Annotated in this window: 20 protein-coding genes; 2 read left to right on the top strand and 18 right to left on the bottom strand. The window is 41.0% G+C overall.

The annotated features are described in order from the left end of the window. Nucleotides 1–364: 364 nt before the first annotated feature. The gene (gene ilvD / locus BUB05_RS02855) at nucleotides 365–2,035 is read left to right on the top strand and encodes a dihydroxy-acid dehydratase (protein WP_073046834.1); all 1,671 of its coding nucleotides are present in this window, start codon (nucleotides 365–367) and stop codon (nucleotides 2,033–2,035) included. Nucleotides 2,036–2,147: 112 nt separating this feature from the next. Here the strand turns inward: ilvD and BUB05_RS02850 are convergent, their stop codons facing one another. Beyond that, nucleotides 2,148–2,810: a GntR family transcriptional regulator gene (locus BUB05_RS02850; RefSeq protein ID WP_073046831.1), complete on the bottom strand. Its 663-nt coding sequence runs from the start codon at nucleotides 2,808–2,810 to the stop codon at nucleotides 2,148–2,150. Between the two features lie 219 nt (nucleotides 2,811–3,029). Here BUB05_RS02850 and BUB05_RS02845 point away from each other — a divergent pair, with 219 nt between their 5' ends. Continuing rightward, nucleotides 3,030–4,355, top strand: a complete 1,326-nt coding sequence (locus BUB05_RS02845; protein ID WP_073046828.1) for an amidohydrolase — start codon at nucleotides 3,030–3,032, stop codon at nucleotides 4,353–4,355. Between the two features lie 246 nt (nucleotides 4,356–4,601). On the opposite strand, the gene BUB05_RS02840 is transcribed toward BUB05_RS02845, so the two are convergent. From BUB05_RS02840 to BUB05_RS02760, 17 genes are all read right to left on the bottom strand, one after another. Beyond that, nucleotides 4,602–5,696, bottom strand: a complete 1,095-nt coding sequence (locus tag BUB05_RS02840) for an iron ABC transporter substrate-binding protein (protein WP_094762662.1) — start codon at nucleotides 5,694–5,696, stop codon at nucleotides 4,602–4,604. 187 nt (nucleotides 5,697–5,883) lie between these two features. Further along, complete coding sequence (locus BUB05_RS02835; RefSeq protein WP_073046825.1) at nucleotides 5,884–6,636, bottom strand: ABC transporter ATP-binding protein; 753 nt, start codon at nucleotides 6,634–6,636, stop codon at nucleotides 5,884–5,886. A 2-nt stretch (nucleotides 6,637–6,638) separates the two neighbouring features. Then, the gene (locus BUB05_RS02830; protein ID WP_073046822.1) at nucleotides 6,639–7,724 is read right to left on the bottom strand and encodes a FecCD family ABC transporter permease; all 1,086 of its coding nucleotides are present in this window, start codon (nucleotides 7,722–7,724) and stop codon (nucleotides 6,639–6,641) included. Between the two features lie 3 nt (nucleotides 7,725–7,727). After that, nucleotides 7,728–8,264 carry an FmdE family protein gene (locus BUB05_RS02825; RefSeq protein WP_073046820.1) on the bottom strand — a complete coding sequence of 179 codons (537 nt, stop codon included), beginning with the start codon at nucleotides 8,262–8,264 and terminating at the stop codon, nucleotides 7,728–7,730. A gap of 98 nt (nucleotides 8,265–8,362) precedes the next feature. Then, nucleotides 8,363–9,202 (bottom strand): ATP-dependent sacrificial sulfur transferase LarE, encoded by an 840-nt coding sequence (larE, locus tag BUB05_RS02820; RefSeq protein ID WP_073046816.1) that lies wholly within the window; start codon nucleotides 9,200–9,202, stop codon nucleotides 8,363–8,365. After that, entirely contained in the window at nucleotides 9,189–10,562 is a 1,374-nt protein-coding gene (larC, locus tag BUB05_RS02815) for a nickel pincer cofactor biosynthesis protein LarC (protein ID WP_073046813.1), read from the bottom strand. Before larC ends, larE begins: the two co-directional genes overlap by 14 nt. Further along, on the bottom strand, nucleotides 10,559–11,305 hold the full coding sequence (gene larB, locus BUB05_RS02810) for a nickel pincer cofactor biosynthesis protein LarB (protein WP_073046809.1): 747 nt from the start codon (nucleotides 11,303–11,305) through the stop codon (nucleotides 10,559–10,561). Before larB ends, larC begins: the two co-directional genes overlap by 4 nt. A 270-nt stretch (nucleotides 11,306–11,575) precedes the next feature. Further along, nucleotides 11,576–11,986 carry a DUF3842 family protein gene (locus BUB05_RS02805; RefSeq protein WP_073046805.1) on the bottom strand — a complete coding sequence of 137 codons (411 nt, stop codon included), beginning with the start codon at nucleotides 11,984–11,986 and terminating at the stop codon, nucleotides 11,576–11,578. A gap of 186 nt (nucleotides 11,987–12,172) precedes the next feature. Further along, nucleotides 12,173–12,730 (bottom strand): UbiX family flavin prenyltransferase, encoded by a 558-nt coding sequence (locus BUB05_RS02800; protein ID WP_073046803.1) that lies wholly within the window; start codon nucleotides 12,728–12,730, stop codon nucleotides 12,173–12,175. Nucleotides 12,731–12,785: 55 nt separating this feature from the next. Beyond that, a complete protein-coding gene (locus BUB05_RS02795) occupies nucleotides 12,786–13,388 on the bottom strand; it encodes a carbonic anhydrase (RefSeq protein WP_073046800.1) in 603 nt (200 codons plus the stop codon). Nucleotides 13,389–13,551: 163 nt separating this feature from the next. Further along, nucleotides 13,552–14,805, bottom strand: coding sequence for an SLC13 family permease (locus BUB05_RS02790; protein ID WP_073046797.1), 1,254 nt, complete (start codon nucleotides 14,803–14,805; stop codon nucleotides 13,552–13,554). A gap of 102 nt (nucleotides 14,806–14,907) precedes the next feature. Next, on the bottom strand, nucleotides 14,908–16,257 hold the full coding sequence (locus BUB05_RS02785; protein WP_073046793.1) for a UbiD family decarboxylase: 1,350 nt from the start codon (nucleotides 16,255–16,257) through the stop codon (nucleotides 14,908–14,910). A gap of 11 nt (nucleotides 16,258–16,268) precedes the next feature. After that, nucleotides 16,269–17,726 (bottom strand): hypothetical protein, encoded by a 1,458-nt coding sequence (locus BUB05_RS02780; RefSeq protein ID WP_073047180.1) that lies wholly within the window; start codon nucleotides 17,724–17,726, stop codon nucleotides 16,269–16,271. Then, the gene (locus BUB05_RS02775; RefSeq protein WP_073046790.1) at nucleotides 17,719–18,354 is read right to left on the bottom strand and encodes a 4Fe-4S binding protein; all 636 of its coding nucleotides are present in this window, start codon (nucleotides 18,352–18,354) and stop codon (nucleotides 17,719–17,721) included. Before BUB05_RS02775 ends, BUB05_RS02780 begins: the two co-directional genes overlap by 8 nt. A 34-nt stretch (nucleotides 18,355–18,388) precedes the next feature. Then, nucleotides 18,389–19,423, bottom strand: a complete 1,035-nt coding sequence (gene dmpG, locus BUB05_RS02770) for a 4-hydroxy-2-oxovalerate aldolase (RefSeq protein ID WP_073046787.1) — start codon at nucleotides 19,421–19,423, stop codon at nucleotides 18,389–18,391. Then, nucleotides 19,420–20,295: an acetaldehyde dehydrogenase (acetylating) gene (locus BUB05_RS02765; RefSeq protein WP_073046785.1), complete on the bottom strand. Its 876-nt coding sequence runs from the start codon at nucleotides 20,293–20,295 to the stop codon at nucleotides 19,420–19,422. The genes dmpG and BUB05_RS02765 overlap by 4 nt, the downstream gene beginning before the upstream one ends. 47 nt (nucleotides 20,296–20,342) lie before the next feature. After that, nucleotides 20,343–21,116, bottom strand: coding sequence for a 2-keto-4-pentenoate hydratase (locus BUB05_RS02760; protein ID WP_073046782.1), 774 nt, complete (start codon nucleotides 21,114–21,116; stop codon nucleotides 20,343–20,345). Nucleotides 21,117–21,133 lie beyond the last annotated feature (17 nt).

Genomic DNA, 21,133 nt, shown 5'->3' with positions numbered 1-21,133 from the left:
CAAACGTATGCATTTCAAGCTTTAAGCTTTGCGATCGATTCACGCTCGCTTTTTTTATATGAGTTGGCTCCCCGTCCTTGTTAAAATCATTATACGGTATACCGGTGTACCTTGTCAATGGCAAATTTGGGAATTATTTTTTCATAGAAATATATATACATTCATTTCTTTGTTATATTATTGTCAAGTGAAATCTTTACCACTTCCTTGAGAATATCTGCATCTCCTACCTTCCTGGAAATATAACATAGGGCATATTGGGGATTCACAAATTTTCATTGTTGAATTTTATGCAAAACACACTTGACCGGTGCACCGGTATGCTGTATAATGTGGGAAAACGATATAAGGAAGTGTGGATTAAATGGAATCAAGAAGTCAAAGAATATTAAAAAGACCTGAGTGGAGCATAAACAGAGCCTACTACAAGTCCATGGGATATACGGACTCCGATTTGGACAAGCCCATCATAGGTATTGCAAATGCATGGAGTACTACTGTTCCTGGACACTACAACCTTAGAAAAGTTTCAGATGCGGTCAAGGAAGGAATAAGGGCAGCTGGAGGAACACCTGTTGAGTTCGGAGTTATAGGTGCATGCGACGGAATCGCCGAAGGACATGAAGGAATGCGCTACATACTTCCAACAAGAGACATCATTGCAAACAGCATAGAGCTTGTTGTACAAGCCCACCAGTACGATGGAATAGTCATGATCGGATCGTGCGATAAGATTGTTCCGGGAATGCTCATGGCTGCTGCAAGACTGGACCTGCCTTCAATTCTCGTAAATGGAGGGCCTATGCTTGGTGGCCCTGAAATACATGGAAGAAAATCCGATACCACTTCAATTATTGAGGGCGTCGGTAAACTAAGCAACGGTGAAATAACAGAAGAAAAACTCATAGAGATGGAAGACCAGTGCGCACCTACATGCGGATCATGTTCATTCCTTGGTACTGCGAATACAATGTGCTGTATAGCTGAAGCCATTGGAATGTCGCTGACACAAAGTGCAATGATACCTGCAGTATACAAGGAAAGACTATTAAGTGCCCAGAAGTCCGGAGAGGCCATCGTAGACCTCGTAAAAAAAGGAATCAATGCAAGACAGGTAATCAACAAAAAATCAATCGAAAATGCAGTAAGACTTTGCTCTGCAATTGGAGGATCCACAAATGCTGCTCTTCACATCCCTGCCATAGCATATGAAGCCAGAGTAGACTTCGATATGGAGAGCTTTGACACTTTGAGCAGAAGTACTCCACTAATAGCGAAAATGAATCCTGCTGCTACTTTCAATGTAATAGATTTCCATGAATCAGGTGGAGTTCCTGTAGTAATGAATGAAATAAGATCAATGCTAAATGAAGATGTAATGACTTCAACTGGCAAAACTATGGGCGAAAATCTGGAAGGATATCTTTCTCCAAACAATGAGATTGTCAAGACACTTGAAAATCCTCATTCTGCAATGGGCGGTTTGGCAGTACTTGCCGGAAACCTTGCTCCAAATACAGCTGTAACAAAACCTGCTGCAATCAAGGAAGACATGCTTAAGTTTACAGGCCCAGCTATCGTATTCGATTCAGAACAGGAAGCAAACGAAGCCATCATGAGACATGAAGTCAAAGCCGGTCAGGTTGTTGTTATCAGATATGAGGGCCCTAAGGGAGGTCCTGGAATGCCTGAGATGTTCAAGGCAATGAAGCTTCTTTATGGAATGGGTCTAGCAGACAAGGTTGCCCTTGTAACTGACGGAAGATTCTCAGGAACTAACAACGGAACTTTTGTAGGACACATCTCTCCTGAAGCACAGGAAGGTGGACCTATTGCAGTTGTAGAAAACGGCGACATAATCGAAATCGACATCCCTGAAAGAAAGCTCAACATAGAAATCTCAGATGAGGAAATGAAGTCAAGACTCGAGAAATGGACAGCACCTAAGGCAAGAGTCAGCGAAGGATACCTTTATATATACGGTAAACTTGCTGAATCCGCCGACAAGGGTGCGATTATTAAAACAAGAGATTAGTTCCCTTCAAGTATACAGACAAAAAAATGGAAAGGAGTATTAAATGTCCTTTCCATTTTTTTATACTTAATTGTTCTTTTACTCTTCCAAATCTACGGCTAATAATCAGGGCCTACAAATTTTCAAGATCCTTTAGATTTATATATTTCGGAGTCTCCATATGTACCATGGTTATATCGTATATTTCGTCAATATCTCCTCTTTTCATTGCTTCCAGGATATCTGAATGCTCCTTGCAGGTGTTCTCCATCCTGTTCTCATGTCCAAGGGAAAGCTTTGCCAGCTTCTGTATTCTGTAGGTATATGTCTCGAATATATTCTTGAAAACCGAATTGTCTGCATATTCGACAATGCTCATGTGAAAATGGAAATCATATTTTATGAACCTGTCTATATTCCTGCTTGAATTCACGATATTATCCATAAGCTTGTTAAGCCTGTCCAGTTCCTTGAACAATGCCTTTGCCTTATCCTCATCGTATCTTTTTGCAATGTAGAGAGTACAGTATGATTCTATGGCAGACCTTACCTGAAATATTTCCTCTATATCCTTTACCGACATCTTATGGAGCTTGAATCCCTTGCTGGGAAGTATGTCGATATAGCCTTCCTGGGAAAGGCGGTGTATAGCATCCCTTACAGGAGTCCTTGAAACACCAAGATCCTTTGCAAGTTTTGTTTCTGAATATATTTCATTGTCGCTTAGCTCTCCGTTGATTATTTTATCTCTCAAATGCTCAAATACTACAAGTTGCAGTGATTTTGTCACAACCATATCGTTTCTCCTTTATCGATTCATTGATTCGTTTTTTTAATGATAACACAAATAAAGGATTAATACAACATAAATAAAAAACCCGGTATACCGTAATTGATTCATTCGGCTACTGGACGACAATACATCTTAGTGGTATAATTATGCTCAAATCAAGCTTCTTGGGTTGATTATCAAAAATTCAAACAATATACTCCTAAGGAAGCGAAAGGATTTAAAATGAAGGAAATCATAAATTATATCAACAATATTGAAGACAAAATCATATCTTATAGAAGGGATTTCCACAGATATCCCGAACTTGGATGGACTGAATTCAGGACTGCGTCAATAATTGCAAAACGCCTCCTGGAACTGGGATTCGAAGTGAAGTATGGTAAGGAAATCTTTTCCGAAGCCGACAGAATGGGAGTTCCTTCAGCAGGAATTCTGGACAGCAATTACTACAGGGCCCTTAAGCAGGGCGCCCCTGAGGAATTCATGGAACAGTTAAAGGGCGGATATACCGGAGTTCTTGGAGTATTGAATTTGGGTGAAGGGCCCACTGTTGCCATGCGTTTTGACATAGACGCCATAGGCGTAAGTGAAAGCACTAAAGAAAACCACCTGCCTTTCAGCCTCAGTTTTAATTCATCAAACGACGGCATCATGCACAGCTGTGGCCATGACGGCCATGCCGCCATAGGACTGGGTGTAGCACACACGTTGGCAAATTTCAGGGACCGGTTCAAGGGTCTGGGAACGATAAAATTGATTTTCCAGCCTGCCGAAGAGGGAGTACGCGGTGCAAAGTCAATGGTAAAAGCGGGCATTCTGGATGATGTTGATTACGTCCTGGGAAACCATATAATGGCTGACGAAGAAAACGGAACCCTCATATGCGGCACAAACGGCTTCATGGCAACTTCAAAGCTTGATGTATCCTTCAAGGGTCTGCCCGCCCATGCCGGCGCCGCACCAAACGAGGGAAGAAACGCCCTTCTGGCCGCCTGTTCTGCAGTCTTGAATCTGAATTCAATACCACGTCATAAAGACGGAGCCAGCAGGATCAACGTCGGCACCTTGATGTCGGGTTCCGGCAGAAATGTAATCCCGGAGGAAGCATCAATGAAACTGGAAACAAGGGGACAGACTACGGAAATCAACGAGTATGTCAAAACATATGCAGAAAGGATTATCAAGCATGCTGCAGAAATGCATGAAGCAACCTATTCAATCAGCTATTCAGGCGAAGCTCTCGTTGGCAATTCCAGTCCCGGCCTCATAAAAAGACTGGCAAGGATCGGTGACAGTCTTGGAGATTTCAACTGTCTAATTGAAGAGTCAAACAAATCCATAGGAAGTGAAGATTTCACATATATGATGGACAGGGTGCAGAAGAACGGCGGACAAGGCATATTTTTTATTCTAGGCGCTTCACTGGACAAGAGTCAAGCCCTCGGGCACCATACTTCAAATTTTGATATCGATGAGAAGGTACTGGTAAAAAGCGCAAAACTGTTTACTTTGTTGACCTTGGATATCGAAAAAAACTGTAGAGAGTAGAAATAATGAAAAGACAATAAAAAAATCAATCGAATATTAAAAAGGGCAGCCTCAAACCAATACAGTTCAGGCTGCCCTTTTTTCATAGTCTAAGAAATTTAAAAATGTGTAATCCCTTGAAGCGTTGGTATTACACTCATAAGGATAATTTCTTAGACCTCTAAATATACGTGTAAATTACATTATCATGACACGTATAACGCAGCGTAGCTGCTTTCTTGTTCTATTGTTTAATTCTCGCAAGCATTATTCCCCAAGAATGACCTGCTGGAAACCGCCATAGTAGTCTTCGGCAACTCCATCATACAAGGACACTCCCAGGAGCTTTTCAGTTATTTCATCGTATTTTTCAGCAGGGTCCACATCGGAATACTGGTCAGGATAAAGCACGGAACCCATGAAATACGCATCTGCAATGGCTGTGTCGATGTTTGTCGAATAGTAGTTGTATGGAAGTTCCATAAACACCATTCCGTTCTTGACAGCCTGAAGCCCTTCATAATATGAAGGATTGGAATTATAGTCCTCCATAACCAGTGACAGTCCGCCTGCATCGATGAAAATCACCTCAGGGTCCATCTCCAGCAAGGCTTCCTTGTCGAGCATGATGTATTCGCTGATTCCCGCTTCGTCCACTACGTTCCTGGCTCCAATGGCATTGAAGAGCGAGAAGTTACCGCTGGTGCTTTCAATACCGTGCATTCCCCTCATGGACTGTGCTCCCAAATATACAGTGGGCTTGCTTTCTTCAGAAACGCCTTCAACTCTGCTCTCCATGTCCGCCTTCAACTCGTCAAAGTAGGCAAGAACTTCCGATGCCCTTTCCTGGTTGGAAGTCACTTCACCAATGATCTCGATTGACTTGTTTACCACCGGATCGAATACCGCAGTGTTCCCATAGCCAAGGGCTATGACAGGAATTCCGGTTTTTTCCTGCAGCTCGTCCACTGCTGCAGCATCGGAATTGTATGTGGTGAATATTACGTCAGGATCCGCTACAAGAAGTTTCTCCGCATCTGGAGCGTTCCTGGGTCCGCCTGCTCCTATTATCTCCATTTCTCCGAATTCCGGATGTGCCATCCTGTATGGTCGTCCCATGTCATCCTTCTCCATGTCCTCAACACCGACAAGCTTTTCAGCATCGGCTACATAAGTGTAAAGCCTCAAGCATCCAGGTCCTATGCAAACAAACTCTTCCGCATTTTCAGGTATCAATACCTCGCGGTCCAGTATGTCCTTGACTGCAACGCCACTTTGGGCGTCTCCCTTGCTGCATCCGGCAAGTGCCGAACACATCATTGCCGCAACAACTAAAATCGTTAATATTCTTCTCATCTTCATTTCAATTATCTCCTCGTAGTCTTTTTTATAAACAATTTCATATAGTCTAAGAAAGTTAAAAATGTGTAATCCCTTGAAGCGTTGGTATTACACTTATAAGGAAACTTTCTACGACCTCTTAATAACCGTTTCGTTCACATGAAGCGTGAACACGGTTAACGCGGCAAAGCCGCTTTCTTGTTCAAATTTAATTAGGAATTACTACCTTGTGTCCGTTGTATTCCTCAATGGATACGTTCACTCCATATACTTCCAATATGTTCTCGGGAGTGATTATCTCCATGCCGCCCATGGCATATATGTTTCCGTTTTTCATCATGATGAACTTGTCGGCGAACCTCAATGCCAGGCTCAAATCGTGCATGGTGACAACAGCCGATATCTGCTGTTCCCTGACTATATCCTTGATTATGCCTATGACCTCCAGCTGATTTTTAAGATCCAGGTTGCTGGTCGGCTCGTCAAAGAGAAGCACTGAGGGCTGCTGGGCCAGGGCTCTGGCAATTGACACCTTCTGCATTTCTCCGCCGCTCATGTGGTTCACCTTGCGAAAGGCATATTCCTCAAGAGACAGTGACTTGATCACTTTTTCTGCAATTTCAAGATCATTCTTTGTTGCATCCCACTTGATGTAGGGCTTCCTTCCTAGAAGTACGGCGTCAAATACCGTGCTGTCCGGAAAGGATCCATTCTGGGGAACGTACCCTATGACTTTTGCAAGTTCGTCCCCTGACATACTGTCAAGATTGGTGGTCCCCACGGTTATTTTTCCCGATTGAGCCTTTATCACCTTGTTCAGGCATTTAAGCAATGTTGATTTACCAACCCCGTTGGTACCCAATATGGCTATGCATTCACCCTTTCCTATCTCGAAGGAAACATCCTTCAATACCTTGCTCTTTGAATAGGCGTATGATACGCCTTCAACTATCATTCTCATGATTATCTTTTCACTCCTCTCATCAATAGAAACAGAAACATGGGGCCGCCAAGGAGCGATGTAATTGCGCCCACAGGCAAAACCACCGGTGAAATCATCGTTCTTGCAGCAGTATCCGCAATAAGAAGCACCACCGCTCCCAACAGTGCCGATGATGGTATCAGGAACCTGTAGTCGGCTCCTACAATTCTTATCATAATCTGCGGTCCTATCAATCCTATAAATCCTATCATTCCCAGGAAGGATACCGACACCGAAGTTATAATGGACGAAACAAGCAGTCCCCAGAAGCGGGTTCTTCCAGTGTCAACACCCAGACTCTTTGCCGTTTCCTCGCCGTTGGCAAGGGCGTTGTAGTCCCACCTCCTAAAGGAAAAATAGACTATGGATGCTATGACCACAACGCTCAGTATCAGTACCTCGTTCCATGAAACCCTGCCCAGGTCTCCAAACGTCCAGAAAATAGCCGCGGCAATCTTTACATCCGGTGCGAAATACTGCACTATAGTGGTACCCGCCCCGAAAAGGGAGCTTAAAGCGACACCGGCCAGGATGATGGCTTCCGGCGAAAAGGATCTGAGCTTGGCCAATCCAAGAATTACAAATGTCGCTCCCATTGAAAAGACAAAAGCACAAATCGTAACCATATATGGATTGCTTATTGATATGGAATTACCGGCAGTATGCAGGGTTGTTCCTGCGCCAAATACAATGATGGCTAGATTTGCCCCAAATGTGGCGGCGCTTGATATGCCCAGAGTAGAGGGTGATGCCAAAGGATTCTTCAGGTTGTTCTGCATTACGCATCCCGAAACGGAAAGGCCTGCACCTGCTATTACAGCAGCTATGACCCGTGGCATCCTGATACGCCATATTACTATTCTTGCCTTCTCATCAGCCATTCCAATCAAGGTTTTCAGCACCTTCAAAGGATTTATATCCGCCGCTCCCGCATTTATGGACAAGAGTACAAGAAAGAAAACAAGTGCGGTCAAAACGGCGATTGTAATCTTCTTTCTCCTTACATGCCCCCAGTATGATTCAATTCCTCCCGAGCTTTCTTTGAGTTCAGTTTCCAAACTGTTCATTGATTACCATCCCCTTTGGTAATCGGTAAAGCATTCGGAACATACCTTTTTCCCTTCCATAATGCGAATCTTGTGCTCCGGTGAAGCTTCACCGCATTTTTCACAGACTACGCTGTCAAAAATCCTTGCCCTCTCCGGCAGTTCGAATTCAGGTTCCTTTACCCAGAATACCTCGTCGGCAGGCGCTTCCAGAATGTATCTCTTGCTTTCTTCCCTGCTCATTGGAGCATCACCAGGCTTAGGTTTCCTTACTATTCGTATGCTCCTGCCGCTTTCTCTAAGAAAAAATGAAAAAGCCATTTTACCCGTAGGCCTGTAAATTAGATTTCCCTTGCCGACAGTACATCCTGTCATCCACTGGACGGCATCCACTCCGCAGGCGTCATTTTCCGTTACACAGACAATCTCTTCGTCATGTGAAGGTGAAAAGATATCACCCAGGTGTTCCTTTGCTATTTCCACTGCCCTGTATCCTATTGCCAATCCTGGACATTCATGTCCGTGAAATTTTATGCATTCTTCCCATAATTTTTTGTCCATAATAATTTTCTCCCTAGTCATTTATTATTTTTTTCCCAATATATTGTAACGACAGTAGTCGTTATGGTTTCATATACTTTTCCATCATGTTTTTTTATTTAGTCAACTGCCTGTTCCCTGCTTTTCACTTTGTTGTCCATGCTTCCCGAACGGAATCCTTCCAGGTCAACAGTTATATACTCAAAGCCCAAGTCCTTAAGGAGTCGAATCACTTTGCCACGCTTGTCAAGCAGCTCCTTCATTTCCTTTTCATCAACTTCTATTCTCGCGATGTCCTCATGGACCCTGATCCTTACATTGTAGAATCCCAGTTCCTGAATATATGACTCCCCTTTTTCAACAGCTCTCATCTTCTCGTCGGAAAGCAACGTTCCATATGGAAATCTTGTGGCAAGGCAGGGCGAAGATGGCCTGTCGGCTACTGATATGCCGAATTCCCTTGCCATTTCCCTGACATCTTCCTTTGTCATTCCAGCATCGGCAATGGGGCTCAATATATTTAGCTCACGAAGAGCCCTTATACCGGGGCGATATTCGTGAAGGTCATCCTCATTGGTTCCTTCCAGAACAACGTCTATATTCAGTCCTTCCGCATATTTCTTGAGTTCTGAAAATATATGTTTTTTGCAAAGATAGCATCTGTCTACTGGATTATGTTCTATGCCAGCATTCTTCAACTCATCTATTCTGACAACATGATGAATAGCTCCGGCCTCTTCAGCCACTTTTTTTGCAATGGCAATATCCTTTACAGGATGAAGCCCTGTTTCTGCTGTAACCGCATGAACTTCACTGCCCTTTTTTGCGGCAGACTCACAAGCAAGCTTAAGAAGCAGGGAACTGTCAACACCTCCCGAAAATGCTATGACAATATCCTTATTCGTATATTTGTCAATTTCAGACAACAATCGGCTGCATTTACTTTTATAGCTTTCCATGGGCTTCCCTTACTATCATGTTGTAAACCTCCTGATATGGCATATTGTGTTTTTTGCACAATTCAATCACACTGCTGTATTCAGGATAGAATCTCATACCATAATCAAGCTCACATACCTTTACATCAACATCTCCCATTGAAGTATTGATTGTTTTTATGTTCCTCTTCAATATGGACCTTTCCATCTTTTGCCTTCTAATACCTATGGATGTTGTTTCTTCGAATATTATCTTTTCCAGCTTGTCAATATCCTCTTCCTTGCATATTACATTTAGCTGATAGGCAGGCCTGTTCTTTTTCATGAAAACCGACATATAGTTCACATCCCTTGCTCCAGCTTCAAACAGCTTGTCCATGGTATAGCCAAGTGCCTCTCCTGTACAGTCGTCTATATTGCTTTCCAGCTTGTATATTATATCCTTTTCCTTCGATTCGTCTTCAATCAGCATTGCTCTCAGAATGCTTGCCCTCTCGTAGTTTCTCTTTCCGGCTCCCATTCCTATTTTCTTGATTGAGAATTGTCTCGGCAGGGCATCAGATGTTTTAATCGCTGCAACTATAGCAGCTCCCGTAGGAGTGATGAATTCGCCTTCGACATCCATAATATGCAAAGCTAGTCCGTTCTCCGATGCAATGTTCGAGACAGCTGGACCGGGAATGGGTATCACTCCATGCTGGCATCTCACGAAGCCTTTTCCCTCATACATTACAGGCACGACAACCTCTTCTATGGCCAGGTTGTCCAGACAGACCGCAACAGAAACTATATCCACTATGGAATCGACTGCACCCACTTCGTGAAAATGCACCTTGTCGATTTCAAGACCATGAGCCTTTGCTTCCGCCCTTGCAATGATTTCGAAGGTTTTAACCGCTATGGACTTGGCATTATCCGTTATTTCAGTCCTGTCGATAATATCGAGGATATCCGGCAAGCCGCGGTGGTCATGGCTGTGGCCATGTTCATGGTCGTGGCTATGCGGATGTTCGTGTTCATTCTCATGACTGTGGTTGTGGTCATGGTCGTGATCATGCGTATGCTCGTGGTCGTGACTGTGGTTGTGATCGTGATCATGTGGATGCTCATGGTTACGGTCATGCTTGTGATAGCGGTCTCCGTGAAGATATTCCATGTCGTGGTCATGATTTTCATGCTTGTTGTCCAGTATCACATCAAAATCACACATGTCGAGGCCCACCTTGACCACTCTGCTTATTTTGATATCGAACCCGTTTATTGGAAGGCTTTTCAGTGCCTTTTCAAGGACATCCTTGTCGGCTCCAAGGTCCAGCAATGATGCCACCATCATATCTCCGCTTATTCCCGCGTAACATTCCAAATATAACTTTTTACTCATTTTCTTACTCCCAGTCTATTGATTTGAGTTGCAACATATCCTGCCCCGTAGCCGTTGTCAATATTAACAACTGTTATGCCGTTTGCACAGGAGTTGATCATAGTCAAAAGCGCCGACAGACCATTCATATTGGCTCCGTATCCTACCGATGTGGGAACAGCTATTACGGGCACGTCAACCAGCCCTCCAATAACACTTGCAAGGGCACCTTCCATGCCGGCAACCGCTACAACACAATTTGCTCCGTTGATTCTATCCATAGTACCCAGCAACCTGTGGATTCCGCTGACACCCACATCATAAATTCTTTCAACATTAGAACCGAAATACTCTGCTACCTGCGCCGCCTCTTCCGCAACAGGAATATCGGCAGTACCTGCACTACAAACAGCAATTTTCCCCACCCGCTTCTTGTTATCCTTCTCGATCTTTATTATCCTTGATATGGGGTCATATTCCGCCTCCGGATATTCCTTCCTGATCAGCTCATACTGCTCTTCGGAAGCCCTTGTTCCAAGTACTTCACCCTCATCCTCGTAAAGTCTCCCGAATATTTCAAGCATGTGTTTGTCTGATTTCCCGCTGCAGAAAATAACCTCTGCAAAGCCGGATCTTGATTTCCTATGCGTGTCAAGCTTCGCATACCCCATGTCGTAAAAATGCTCCCTGGAAAAGAAGTTTTCCGCCTCTTCTATGGAAACTTCGCCTGATTTAACCTTTTTTAGCATTTCATATGCATTCATACTGTTTCTCCCTCTTTGATAATTTCTTTCAATACATCAAAAAAACCATGAAAAGCAAACCCAACTTCTGTTGGTTCAACCTTCATGGTTCTATTCATCTCTATTATAGAAAACTGATTCTGCCACTTGATGCAATCCTATTGTTCAGGCCTTCTGCCAAAACATGTTGAGACTTCTTGCCAAAACACTGTATAAATCTGATTGCTTGTACCATTTTATATCAATTATCATTCTTTGTCAAATATTTTGACAAAAACCTGCGCACACTTTTTAGCTGGAAAAATTCTTAATAATTTGAATTGCATTTTCAATCTGCTGTGACAGTGACCTGCTTCCGGTATCGGCAACATGGACATTGCACTGATTCAATGGTATAAGCACTTTTTTAGCCTGACTTTCACCAACTGCCTTGGCCATTTTAGGTGTGAGTTCTCCAAGCATTGAATTTGCTACAACAATCCCAATGGGTCCCATGATTATGTCTACCTTTGGTGCGCAAAATACAATGGCATTTTCTCCCGTTGCACCTTCATTCGCACCACCTCTCATCATCATAGAAGTAGCCGTCGCATTGGTGCCAAGGACCAGTATGGATACATTGTCCCCAAATTCCTTCCTCAGCTTTTCCACTATGCTCTTTCCAATTCCTCCACCCTGTCCGTCTACTACCGCAATCCTCACAAACTTCCTCCATAATTCTTATTAACTCAAATCGTATCGGTGATTCTTGGCCCATCGTTCTTTTTATCATAAACCGTAGGCATCAATAAGTCAACCACAATCTTTTTCTCAATTATTGTAAGATTTCCAATTACTTGCGCTTCAATATAAATCACTAAAATCCTATACTATTATAATTTCATATACTTATTTCCATCTTCTAAACAAATTATGCTCAATTTTATAATAATCAAACACTTTACCAATTGTCTGATTTACAATATCTTCAATCGTTTCAGGCTTATGATAAAAAGAAGGTACGGGTGGATATATTAAAGCCCCCATCAATATGGCATTCTCTATTAATTTAATATGGCCTAGATGTAGAGGAGTTTCACGTATCAATAATGCCAGTTTTCTTTTTTCCTTCAATATTACATCGGCAGCTCTTATCAATAAATTATTGTTAAAAGAATTTGATATTCCTGATAATGATTTTATAGAACAAGGAGCTATTATCATTCCTTCAGTTAAAAATGAACCACTAGAAATAGCAGCCGTAATATCATTGTTATCATATACTACATCAGCTAATTTTTCTACTTGGGTAACATCATAATCTGTTTCATATTCAATATTTTTCTTTGCCGCTTCTGTAATTATAAGATGAACTTCATAATCTTTCATTTTTAATTCTTCTAAAATTCTTATACCATAAATTACGCCACTAGCTCCTGATATTCCAACTACTATTCTTTTTTTCATTCATAACCTCCAATTTTTCATTATATAAAATAAAGACTAATATTCAAGGAATGCTTCAATTCCTAAGTTGAAATTCTTTTGCACCTTCATCGTATATAAATATTTCGCCCGTTTCAATCTGATAATACCATCCACTTAATTTCAAATTCTCTGTCTTTACTTTTTCATAGATGTACGGATAAGTCATTAAATGTTTTAATTGTTCAATGACATTGTTTTGCTCCACCATTCTTTTCCAAGTATCATTACTACTCGACATTTTTATAGGTTTTATTAATTCTAGCCATTTACGCATAAGTGGCAACCGTTCTAATGATTCAAAAGAATTATGATCTATATTACATCCACCACAATTCGAATGACCACATACAATAACATTTTCAACTTCTAATACATTTATAGCATACTCTATAGCTGACGTTGTGGCTACGTATTCTAAAGCATCACAATAAGGAGGTACAATATTGGCTATATTATTAATAGTAAACAACTCTCCTGGCATAGTCCCTGTAATCATATTTGGATTTATTCGTGAATCAGAACAGGAAATAAAAAGAGTATGCGGTTCTTGTCCTTCCTTTAATTTACTAAAAAGTTCCTTATTAACCTGATAATCTTTTTTTCTAAACTGTACAATGCCATTTAGTAAATGTTGAATATTATCATCCTCCTTCTAAATACTCGATATGCAAACATTACAATTATTCAGCAAATTTATTCATTCCTTTACTTTTAATAAAACAGAATGTGTTTAACACATTCTGTTTATTAAAAGTCAACAATACTATAGTCCACAGTTATATTAGAATGTTTTCAACTACTTAAAATATTCCCAATAGCGAAATGATAAAGAATGTCAATGCAATAACTACTGCCCCTACTACTCCCATGACCATTTGTTTAGTAAAATATTTTAACGCATTTTCTTCTCCCATCTGCTGTGAAAGATTTTGCATAATCAGTGCTCCATTAGAAGATAATGGTCCAATACTTGAAGCAAAAGCACCTGCAGATGTAGCAATAGCTGCTAAATTAGCAGAGGAATGAGGAATTACATCTACTATACCAGGTATAGCGGGGACCAAAGTAATAACACAAAGTCTTGCAAGAGTAAACAAGGACATAGCACTAGACGTCAAGCTCATAGTAGGTGCTACAGTATTGGCAGTCATAACTTTGGCTAATAAAGCACTCATAAGTTCAAATCCACCTAATTTAGAAACCAGACTGATCAGTGTTCCTACACCTGTAATCAGTATCAGAGAAGCTAAAGAAACACTCTTTATCGCATCAGTAGATTTACTACAACCTAACAGTATACATATAATCGCAACCATCAATCCCGCCCAGCCTACATCTACTCTAAAAACAATAACTAATGCTAAAACAACAATTATCCCTAGCATTGTATATATTTGTTTTCTGTCAAAATCAGGTAAATTATCAAGGACTTCATCTGAGAGTTGTCCTTTAGCTTTATGACCTCCCATTAATAAATACATTACTGTAAAACTAAATGTATAAGCAATGAGTGTGAAAATAAAAATTGAAACAAGATCTATATTTAGTCCTGCACCTTCAGTAGCCGAAGTAATATTTGCTGTAAACTCATTAATCGGACTATAGCAACCCGTTGCAACACCATAACCACCAGCAATACCAAACAGCAATGGATGTCCACCAGATGCCAATGCTAAAGAAATACCTATACCACTTAAAATCGCCATGCCTGCAAGACTATTAATACCAATAGAACCTAATATTACTCCCGTAAAAAATATAAAATAAGGTAGTAATTTAACATTTCTAGTAGTTTTTTTAAGCATCTTTTTTGCCAATAATTCTAAAGAACCATTAGATTGTGCAATACCAAAAAATAACATAATACAAAATACACGAACAAATAAGGTAGTAGGGAAAAGTTTCATTATTTCAACATCTTTTAACCCTTCAAATCTTCCAATAAAATAGGCGAAAGCTAAGGCCAATAGACCTAGATGTAACGGATTCTTTTTAAATGCGCCTACAACAAACACTAAAACTATAGATAACAATGATACTAATGCTATATTCATTATTTTTCCTCCAATATACTTGTTTATAAATATAAATTACCGTACTTCCCTTAATAATATAATATAATTTTATCCTAATATAACTGTCCAAATCAATATAATCTAATCCAAATAATCTTCCAATATAATTTCATCATACATAGGTATATTGATTTTTTGGAATCTTTCCGGATCTGCATTCAATGGAACTGTTGCATCAATACCCATTTTATCGCTTACACCTTCGTCTGATGAAGGGTCCAGTTTGTTGCCCATTGCACTTTTTACTATGATTACATCATTGTTGGCCTGTACCCTGTTTGCAATGGCCCACTCAACGTCTTTAGAATCAAAAATATCAATATCCTTATCCACAACAACAACTTGTTTGACTTCACTACTACTTGCAAATGCGGCAAAAATTGCATTTTTAGCCTCACCTTCATTTTTTTTATCAATTCCTATTATAACATGATATCGACACCCACCTGCAGGTGTAAGATGAACACCGAATGCACTTGGAACAGCTTGTTTTACAATCTGAAACATTGTTGCTTCTCTTGGTATTGCCCCTAACAGAAGATGTTCCATAGTAGCTGGAATTATCGTGTGATAAATCGGATTATCTCTGTGTGTAATAGCAGTGATTTCAATAACATGTCTTGGTCTTTTGGGCCCATATGTTTTTGGATATTCTCCAAAAGGACCTTCATCTTTTCTTATATTAGGTAGAATTTTACCCTCTAAAACGTATTCACATTCTATAGGAACTTCCAAATCTACCGTCTCACATTTCGTCATTGCCACAGGCTTTCCTATTAAGCTTCCTGCAATCTCAAACTCGTCTATTCCCAATCTTGTTGTAGCTTGGGAAGCAAGAAGCAGGACTGGATGCGTCCCAATAATCAAGGCTACTTCAAGAGGTTTTCCTGTCTTTTCAGCTCTATCAAATATATGGTGAGTGTGCCTTGGCAATAATAGAGCTCCAAGATGATTCTTATCCTTTATTTCATGTCTATGAATAGCAACATTTCTTATACCTGTCTCGGGATCCTTTACTATCAGCATTCCTGACGTGATATATTTTCCGCTGTCTTTTTCATGGTGAACACATGCAGGCAAGATTCTTTCTATATCTACATCATCACCAATGTATATGTTCTCTTTGATTCCAAGACCCTCGGAAGGAACAATACTGCACGGAGTAGGCAATGATAGTGCATTATTGAATCGCTCCATTAGTTCTTCAACTGTCAAACTCAAGGAGCTTGCCATTTTCTCCCTTGTACCTGCCAATCCCGTGATAACAGGCACATCATATCCTTTGACATTATTGAACATTACACCATAATCGGGCTCCAATTTTTTGCCAATTGCTGCAATCTCAAATTCAGTACTTACTTCTTTTGATACTGTTTTTAAGACTTTTTCCTTTTTCATAACTTCAATCCAATTTCTTAAATTTAAGTCCATATTATTTCCTCCTATTTTAATTCATATTTTAATTCATCCAATATCGATAAATCTACTCCCCTTTGCTTCAGCCATTTAGGAAGAAGCTCTTTGTCCACTTTTTCATTTACTTCTGGAGCTTTCTTAATCAAATATTCCGCCAGAGATTTACTGACATTCAATCCTCCCATTGCACCGTCAAAGATGATTACCTTGTCTGTCTTGGCAGTATTATAGGCAAATTCCATTGCAGCTTCAGTTGTTTTACATGTCACAGCATGAGACATATATAAAATGTTTAGGGGGTCAGTATCAAAAAGATCTGCCTGTTCGCGTCCCACAACAACCGTAGGTATATGCTTTGAGAAAAATTCTGAAGGATATCCAAGCCATGCATAATTGTGGACGCACATTTTAATGGCAGGATTCATTCCTGGAATCGTTTCCAGAATCGGCTTATCATTTTTGCCGTAAAAAGCTTCTGTATACCAGGTATATGAAGGCAACGGCTTTTCCAAATCGTAGAGGTCATCATTGGCCCCGCAGAAATTGGCATATATTACCCCTGCCGAGAATACATATGGGACAGGACATGGGAAATCAAGTACAGCTATACATTCATCAATTTCCCCGAACAAAGTCATTATCTTTCCATAAAGCTGACATCCTATGAATGTTGCCCTGTCATTAACCGCATATAGGTCATTGTCCGAATCAACCCCGATTACTCCATGAGGACCAACATTCAGAAATGAAGCAAAAGCAAATTTTTTCTGTACAAATTCTGATTCAAATAAGGCTCTTGCAGTGAAATTGGCCGCTCTAGGTCCAAGGTTCTGGTGGTACGTACTCCTAGTCTCAATTCTCGCATATGACATTCCAAAGGGTTTTACCGCCTTGTCAACTTGTCTGTGGAAGTGAACCTCTCTGACATCAGTGTGATGTGAATGAATTATCCAATCCGCATCATATGCTTTTTTCAGTCCATAGAGCGTACCTATCTCCGTCTCTATGGGCAACCCTTCATCTATGGGAGCTATCCCTATAGCCTTGCCCTTGTAATGTTCATCCAAGCCGTATCTTTTGATGTACTCTTCAGTCTCACGAAAACGCATTCCAACACCGGCTCTCAACCTTATGTCTTCACATCCTGTTTTCTCCACAACTACATCCCGAATCATTTTCAATAATTCAGCATATGGATGCCCTCCTAACAATGTAAAACCATGGTGTGATGCTAAAACATTGACTGAATGCTCGGGCATGATCATGGACATATCAACATTCATCAGAGAATCCCTTGCCGCTTTCCTGACATCCTCAAGTGCATTTTCACCACCGGGGAATATTACAGGAGGCAGGTCCTCGAACAAGTCCTTCAACTGTAGAGATACCATGTTGGGCATCTCAGCAACACGTTTTTTTACCAAAGAAGGATCAATCCCATACTGTGATGGTTTGGGTTCAATAGGCATAATAGGTTTATTCATCATGTTCTTCACCTCCGCAACAGCATTGACCGGGAATATGGGCCACCTTTTCCATCAACTCCCTGTCTTCATTGAAGTAAAATCCTCTGCTTTCATATTTTTCTTTTATCTCTTTAGGTATATCCCAGGCTGTAGCCGTCCTTCCATACCACTGCCATTTGCTTTTGTCACGTTCCAGCTTGAGTCCGCCAGCTTCAGCCATTCTCAATAGTGATTGTACACACTCTATAGAACAGCCTGTCCTTATACCAGTCACCGAAGAAATTTCTTCAGGTGTCTTTGCTCCTTGTAGTATTGCTGCTGCAACTTCATCCGCTCTTACACCTACACAATAACAAAGTATCTGCTCCGGATTGATATGTGCATTCAAGCAAATTTCCTTGATTTTCTCGGGATCTGATTTACATACATCTACACCTACCATAAACGATTCATCCCTTTTCACCATTTTAACGGCATACTTGGGACATCGGTCTGCACAATTTGCACAGCCTCTGCATATGTCTTCATCAACTACTGCTTTTCTGTCCACAATCTTAATGGCATTGACCGGACATACCTTTTCACAGATTTTGCAGCCGATACAAAGATCGGTGTCAACCATTGCCAACAGTGTTACTTCTTTCATTAATAGGAACCTCCATGTAATTTATAGCCAACAATTATTTTGTTGGCTGCATTATCTTGTCTTTGTTTGCCAGATTATGTGCCACTTCAATTATCCAGTCTTCCTGCCCTCCAACTGCCTTTTTCCTTCCAAGCTCTACAAGTATATCTCTTGTGTCAACTTTAAATCTCTCGGAAGCATTTTTAGCATGTAGCATAAAGCTTGAATAAACTCCAGCATAACCGACCATCAACGAATCGGAGTTAAATCTAGGAAGTTCTCTTCCCTTGTTTACAATTATTGGTTTAAGAACATCGTCTCCGGCATCTATGATTTTATATAGATCAACATTGTTTTCAATTCCTTGCTTATCCAAAACAGCTACAAGCATTTCAGTCGGACAGTTTCCTGCTCCAGCCCCGAGACCTATAAGTGAACCGTCGATATAATCCGCACCTGCTTTATATGCACTTAAGCTGTTTGCAACTGCCATCCCTAAATTATTGTGTGAATGGTGTCCTATTGGCACATTGAGATTTTCCTTAAGATATTTAATATTTTCGTATACCTCATCAGGAAGCATTGCTCCTGATGAATCAGTCATATAAACAACATCAGCTCCATATGATTCCATTTTTTTCGCTTCCTGTAAAATAGTTTCCTTATCAGCCATATGGGCCATCATCAGAAATCCGACAGTAAACAGTCCCATCTCCTTGGCCGCCTTTATATGCTGCTCTGAAACATCCGCCTCGGTAACATGGGTTGCCACTCTTATAACTTCGGCTCCCAGTTCTTTTGCCTTTTCAAGATGTTCGATAGTTCCTATCCCGGGAATAAGCAAAACTGCAAGTTTTGCTTTTGTAAGAACTGAAGCTACAGCTTCGATATATTCAAAGTCATTATGCAATCCAAAACCATAATTAATTGAACTTCCAGTAAGTCCGTCTCCATGGCCCAATTCTATTATGTCTACTCCTGCATCTTCAAGAGCTTTAGCTATAGATTTCATTTCATCCAATGTATGCTGGTGAAATACCGAATGGCTTCCATCTCTCAACGTAGTATCTGTTATAATTACTTTTCTCATTTCACTTTCACCTCCAACAATTTTCTAGCATATTCTTCAGCAATATTTACTGCTGCACAGTTTATTATGTCAAGATTTCCTGCATATTTAGGAAGAAAATCTCCAAGTCCTTCTACTTGAATCATCACTGTCACTATATCGTCCTTGATTATGGGCTCCAGAAGATATGTGTATCCTGGCACATACTCTTTTATCTTTTCAAGCATTGCATTAACTGATTTTTTTATTTTGTCAATGTCCGGATTCTTCACTTTGGCATATACGGTATTTCTCATGTATATCGGAGGCTCTGCAGGATTCAGGACTATCATTACCTTCGCCTTGTCTGCTCCACCAACCTGTTCAACTGCCTTTCTTGTTGTTTCAGTGAACTCGTCTATGTTTTTCCTTGTTCCCGGTCCGGCACTCTTGCTGCTGATGGATGCTATTATCTCCGCGTATTCAACGTCCGCCGCTTCATTTATTGCTGCGACGATTGGCACTGTCGCCTGTCCTCCGCAGGTTACCATGTTGACATTGATCTCTTCCAGCAGTTCGTCATTCAGATTGACTGAAGGAACAGAATAAGGTCCTACTGCTGCAGGTGTAAGATCAAGTGTGAATATTCCCTTTTCCTTCAACAAGGGCGCATGCATCAAGTGGGGCTTTGCTCCTGTTGAATCAAAGGCTATTTGTATTCCTTCCCTTTCCATCAGATCCTTGATGCCGTTTGTAGTCGTTGCTATTCCCTTTTCCTTTGCTATATTGATTCCTTCCGATTCCTGAATACCCACAACATAGTCAACCTGTATGTATTCACTTCTTCCGAGTTTTATCAATAGGTCCGTGCCGATGTTTCCCGGTCCTATAATCGCTGCTTTTATCTTTTCCATAATCTCTCCTTTCCAATCTTCTTAACTTAATAATTCAATGGAATCTTTTATTCAAATTTCAATGTGATGCTTCCCATTCCCGCAAAGCTGACATTGAATATGTCCCCTTTTTCCGCAACGGACATTGCAGTGAAGGATCCCGACATTATTATGCTTCCTGCCTTCAGTTCAATATCAAACTCGGACAGTTTGTTTGCCAGCCAGGCAACTGCCGCTGCAGGATTTCCCCATACCTCTGCTCCTGTACCGCTTGCGACAAGTTCTCCGTTCTTTTCCAGATTCATGCCAACCAGTCGCATGTCTATTTCTTCGATTGGCGTCATTTTACTGCCCAGTACAAACTTTGCACTGGATCCGTTGTCGGATATGGTATCCTCAAGCTTGATTTTCCAGTCCTTTATCCTGCTGTCCACTATTTCTATTGCTGGTACGACGTAGTTTGTCGCATTGTATACGTCAGCTATTGTCACCCCGGGACCTTTCAGGGATTTCTTGAGGCAGAATGCCAGTTCCCCTTCAACCTTTGGCTGATTAAGCTCATCCATTGAACATATCTCACCTTCCGGCAACAACATGGCATCCGTCAGATGTCCATAGTCCGGTTCAGTAACACCAAGCATTTTTTGTACTGCCTTGCTTGTAAGGCCGACTTTCAGTCCTATTACCTTTTCTCCAGCCTTTTTCTTCAGTTCAATCAGTTCGAGCTGAACCTTGTATGCATCCTCCACCTTCATGCCTGGATTAGCTTCCGTAAGCTGATCTATTTGGTAACTGCCCTTCTCAGCGTCATAGAGATCCTTCGCAATTTTCTTGTAATCCATATTTCTTCTCCTTTCAC

Source organism: Dethiosulfatibacter aminovorans DSM 17477 (assembly GCF_900142005.1).
Taxonomy (GTDB): Bacteria; Bacillota; Clostridia; order Tissierellales; family Dethiosulfatibacteraceae; genus Dethiosulfatibacter; species Dethiosulfatibacter aminovorans.
This window is presented reverse-complemented; position numbering and strand designations above follow the sequence as displayed.